The 4,776-nt window shown below is 65.0% G+C and carries 3 protein-coding genes and 1 pseudogene; 1 reads left to right on the top strand and 3 read right to left on the bottom strand.

What is annotated here, in order from left to right:
* Positions 1-178: 178 nt before the first annotated feature.
* Positions 179-1,225, top strand: a complete 1,047-nt coding sequence (locus tag FJ386_14975; protein ID MBM3877988.1) for a hypothetical protein — start codon at positions 179-181, stop codon at positions 1,223-1,225.
* Positions 1,226-2,471: 1,246 nt separating this feature from the next.
* Here the strand turns inward: FJ386_14975 and FJ386_14970 are convergent.
* The 3 genes and pseudogenes from FJ386_14970 to FJ386_14960 form a co-directional block, all read right to left on the bottom strand.
* Positions 2,472-2,678, bottom strand: a pseudogene (locus tag FJ386_14970) (type II secretion system protein).
* Between the two features lie 100 nt (positions 2,679-2,778).
* A complete protein-coding gene (locus FJ386_14965; protein MBM3877987.1) occupies positions 2,779-4,149 on the bottom strand; it encodes a PglZ domain-containing protein in 1,371 nt (456 codons plus the stop codon).
* A 108-nt stretch (positions 4,150-4,257) separates the two neighbouring features.
* On the bottom strand, positions 4,258-4,503 hold the full coding sequence (locus tag FJ386_14960; protein MBM3877986.1) for a DUF1587 domain-containing protein: 246 nt from the start codon (positions 4,501-4,503) through the stop codon (positions 4,258-4,260).
* Positions 4,504-4,776 lie beyond the last annotated feature (273 nt).

The raw sequence follows: 4,776 nt of genomic DNA, 5'->3' as shown, positions 1-4,776 counted from the left end.
ACCGCGAGCACGGCGAGTGGTTCGGCTACCTGCACCGCGATGGCCGCATCTCCTCGCGCGCGAAGGGGACGATTTACAAAGGCCCGTTCCACCTGCCGCGCATGCTCTGGTATTGCTGGCAACGGCTTGCGGGCGCCGCGGTGGGGCCCATCGCCAGGGCTGATAACCTTCGAACGTGATGCACCTCCTGCTTGCCGCGGCCGGCTGCGGACCGCTTCTGATTGAGGAGCTTCGCCAGGCCCAACCTTCCGCGCGCCACAAACTCCGGGACGAACGGTGGGTCGAGAGCGACACCCCGCTTGAGGAAGCGTGCGGTCACGGCTTGGCGTTCGCGCGGCAGGTGTTCGTCGAGGCGCGCGCGTGTGCGGCGGCTTCCGTGCGCGAGTGGAGCACGCTGTTGGCCGGGGCGGTTCGTTCGCGAGTGCCGGACGGGATGCCCTGGCGCGTTCACGTCGCGCCCTGCTACGGCGAAGGGACGGCGGGAAGCCATCGGTGCGAACTCATCCTCGAAGCGATGCGTTCCGCCTTGAAGCGAAGCGAGCGACGTCGGTTGAAGGCCCTGGTTGATGCCGCGACGCCGTTTTCATCGGCGGACTCGCTTGTGCAACTTGCGCTGACCGCGCCTGACCGCGGACTGATTTCCGCAGCCGCGGCGCCGGTTCCGTTCGAGTGCCGGCGGGTGATGTCGCCGTTCCCGCTGGGGGAAGTCCCGGTCGCGAGCGACAAGGCGGCGCCATCGCGGGCGTTCGCCAAACTCGTCGAGGCGGAACTGCGACTCGGCCGGCGCATCGAACCGGGTGAAATGTGCGTGGACCTCGGCGCGTCGCCGGGAAGCTGGAGCTACGTGGCGCTGCGCCGCGGGGCGCGCGTGACCGCCGTGGACCGCTCGCCGCTCCGCGACGACCTGATGCGCGAGCCACGGCTGGAGTTCCAGCGCGGCGACGCTTTCAAGTTCGAGCCGGCTGCGCCTGTGGACTGGCTGTTGTGCGACGTGATTGCCGCGCCGGAGCGAAGCATCGGGGTGCTGCTCGACTGGTTGCGGGAGCGCCGGATGCGGCGCTTCGTGGTGACGATCAAGTTCAAGGGCTCCTCAGACTACGCGAAGCTCAACGAACTGAAACAGGAACTGCCCGCACTGTGCGATGAGTGGTTCCTCACGCGGCTGTGCGCAAACAAGAACGAGGTGTGTGTGGCCGGGGAGTTGGGGAGCCACGGAATGACCTGACCGGTTGCTTCAATCCCAGGGATTTCAGGAATCTGGATTTCGAATACTCCAAGCAGCAAAGCCCGCAGGTGTTCCGGGTGCAGCAAGGCGGGAAACCCGCGCCGCAACCAACGCCTCGGCCACCTCGGCTGCCTGTCGTCAGTGCGGCACGAGCTTCACCTCGTGCTTCTGCGCGTCGATGGCAAACTTGAATCCAGGCGGAGGCGTGGGCAAACGGTCAAGGATCCTCGCTTGCACCAATTGGTCCAACGATTGAGGCACACCACCGCGCTGGTCTTCCCACGTTGTGAGTGCGTCAGTCAGCAGGCGCGCCATCTGTTGAGGCGTAGTCGCCGTCGCCGACTTGAAAAGTGCTTGGTCCGCAGGCTTGACTGCTTGTGGTGCCGCGCGACTCGGAGCTTGCACTGGGTCAGACTGGGTCGCCACTGGTTTCTTGCAACCGCAAGCGACGAATGCCGTGAGCAGGACTGAGTAGAATCCGATTCGGACTGAGGGCATCATGAGCGACAAGCGAGGAACGGCACCTAAACTACATCCGGTCCCACTTCCACTTTGGGTCGTATTGGCCGTTCCCAGGGTTTGGACTGGTCGTTGAGTTGCCAGTGGCCGGCCCGCCGCCTGGAGCCACACCGGGGAAATAGGAGCCCCACGTGCCTGACCCGCCCAAACCCATCCAGCTCACTGGTTGGCTCTCCGCGTGGCCGTCCACGAACGCCATGTTGCATCGCTTCAGGTGACGATTGAATGGACGAAGAGGGAGACTGGCGTTTGCCCATGAGGTAGTGTTCTCGGGAGTCCTGAACAGCAAGTAGTCCCAAGGCTGAGTGCTGGGCGAGGCCGCAGCCGCTTGAGCCGGTGTGAACTCGACCCAGTTGTCCGGAAAGACTGTGTTCGCATTGGGCACGAGCGCAATGTCCGCGTAGTGCACTGTGTCGTCAGGTCGGTTGATGTCGATGACGCGGACCTTGGCCGGAACCCCATTGCGGCCTGCAGGGTTATTCAAATAGCGCGAGAGGCTGTTGAAGTTGATGCCGATGCCCCAGTTGTTCGAGTTTCCACGAACGAACGGATCCTTGATCGCCACGCAATTGAAGTTCTTCTCGACCTTGGTCATGTGGCCTGCAAGCAAGTCGGGCCACGTAACCGCCTGCTGCCCACCGACGGGCCATGGGAGCATCAGCGGCAGGCGGATGCCCGGCGGCAGCGCGCTCGGCGGCGTCACGTCATACGCCAGTTGCACGAGCGTGTCGTCGTTGTCCCCGTAATACATCGTCGAGGCCAGCCCGATCTGCTTCATGTTGTTCATGCACGAGATGGCGTGGCCCTTGGACTTGGCTTTCGACAAGGCCGGCAGGAGCATCCCGGCGAGGATCGCGATGATCGCAATGACAACCAGCAATTCAATGAGCGTGAACGCGCGTTGGCCTTGGCGGGCCATTATGGACACTTTCATGGGGCGAATTTGAAACTGGGTCTGCGGAGACGCTGGACGTGTTGCCGGACCATGTCAAGGTCGCGGCCGGGTTCGGGACGGTCGCGCGCGTCCTGCCAACCTACTTCGGGCCCGACAACAAGTCGGCGATCGGCTCGCCGGCTTGCGGGGTCGCGGCATTGTAGTCCTCGCCGAGCAGCTTCGCCACGGTCGCGGCGATCTGGGACTGTGTGACGGGGGGCACGTTCTCGCGTTCGCCGAGCGGCGCGGTGTCCGGGCCGAGCGCCGCAATCCAGATGCCCGAGGCTTCGGGGATGTTCTTCCCGTGATTCTTCCACGAGAGGTTGCCCGCCCCGCGCCCGTGGTCGGTGGTGATGATCATCGTGGTCGTGTCGCGATACTCGGGAAGCGATTGCGCCAGTTCCCAAAGCTGCCGGAGGTAGCGGTCCACCCCGCGCGCGGACTTCAAGTAGAGGTCGTAGCGGCCCTCGTGTGCCCACTCGTCGGTCTCGTCGAACGTGATGTAGATGACACGCGGCTTCGCGGTGCGGATGTGGTGCAATGCCGCCTGCTGGATGAACACGTCGAACGTCATCTCGCCCCACAGCGACGTCATCTCCGCGACGAGTTCCTCGAGGTGCGCCTGGCGCGGATTGACCTTCGGGTCGGTGACCTTCTCGAGTCCCGTCCACACCGGGATGCCGCTGCGCTGGGTGTTGACGACGAAAGGCACGACGTCCCAGTTCGCGAAGGCCGCGACGCGCCCGCGAAACGCCGGCTTGTTGTGAAGCCACTCAAGCACGGTCACGTTCGCGTTCGGGATTTTCTTGTTGCTGTCGATCCGCGCGTCCGCGAAGCCCGTGAGCATCTCGCTGTAGCCCGGATACGAGAAGTTCTGCCCGTTGGTCACGCGCGCCACGCTGCCCTTGCGCTGGTTGCCGAAGACCTGCCCGCGCTTCGCGATTTCCGTCCAGAAGAACGGCATCAACGCCTCGCGCCGCGCCCCGGGCGTGTCGCGCCAGAAGTCCTTGCGCAGCTCGTTGGTCCTGGCCACGCCGCCGAATTCCTTCGAGATCAACTGCTCCTCCGCTCCGGTGAAGACTTCCTGCCATCGCAGACCGTCCGTCATCACGAAGAAGATGTTGCGCGTCCTGGTCGCGGGCGCTGCGTCCGCGTCGAGGAACCCGGAGAGTGCCACGAGCAACCCGGCGAGGATTCGGAATCGGTTGAAGTTCACACGCCCATCGAGTCGGAACCACGCCGCGGCGTCAATGCCCTTCGTTGTCCAGCAGGAGCCCGACGCAGCCCAAGGCGGCGCCCGTGAGCACGGCGGCAACGCAGACAACGACATCCCCAACGCCGAGGCTCCCGCCGCGCGTGAACGCGAACCACGCGGCAACGGCGCACAGCGCGACGTCCGCGACGAGGAGCGCCGGTTTGAGTCGAGCGAGTTTCTGGTGCGCCCGCGAGAGCCGCGCCTCGGCGTCCGCATCCGGAATGCGCGGATTGACCAGCCGTTGAAAACCCTCGCTCAGTTCCCCCTGCGCCTGCGGCGTCGCCCCGCCCGCGGCGGGACGTCCGGCGACAGGTTGCCCCTGCATCAGTTCGCCGAGACCGCGGCCGAGGACAGGCTTGGACACAGCGGCAGCGTGGTGGAGTCGCCGGGAGGCTTCAACACAAAGTTGTTCTCAGCGTCGGGTGGCCGCGTGGCGATCGCGGCATCGAGCGCCAAGTCGGCGGCCTGTTGATACAGCACCAGATGCGAGGAGGAAACATCGAGCCCCTCGCTCACATTGTCGAAGCCCGCCACGCAGCCGTCGTCCGGCAACACGGCGCCGAGCTTGATCGAGACCCCAGCAGGTCATTGGGCGTGTTTTCGTGCTGCGTTCGATTGAGTCGCCGCAGCGCGACACGGCCGGCGGCGGCCAGGTTCGGCAAAAGGCCGGGCACCGCGAGAAGGAGGATCGTGAGAAAAGCCGCGCGTTTCTTCTCCATCAGTATTTCGGAAAGATCGCCGGGCTCGGGAAGCGTTCTTCGGCGCTGGTGTCACGCAGGAACTCCTCCCTGGGCACCTGGACTTGGGGCCAGCTGCCGGGGCGGACGCGGACGACGCGAGTGG

The sequence above is a fragment of the Verrucomicrobiota bacterium genome, assembly GCA_016871675.1.
In the GTDB taxonomy this organism is placed as follows: Bacteria; Verrucomicrobiota; Verrucomicrobiia; order Limisphaerales; family VHCN01; genus VHCN01.
The sequence above is the reverse complement of the archived record's forward strand: the minus strand, read 5'-3'. Positions and strand labels throughout refer to the sequence as shown.

Excerpts from the sequence above, each read along its gene's own strand:
- FJ386_14975 (MBM3877988.1), top strand. The coding sequence starts at position 179 with ATGCACCTCCTGCTTGCCGCGGCCGGCTGCGGACCGCTTCTGATTGAG.
- FJ386_14965 (MBM3877987.1), bottom strand. The coding sequence starts at position 4,149 with ATGCGGACGCCGAGGCGCGGCTCTCGCGGGCGCACCAGAAACTCGCTC.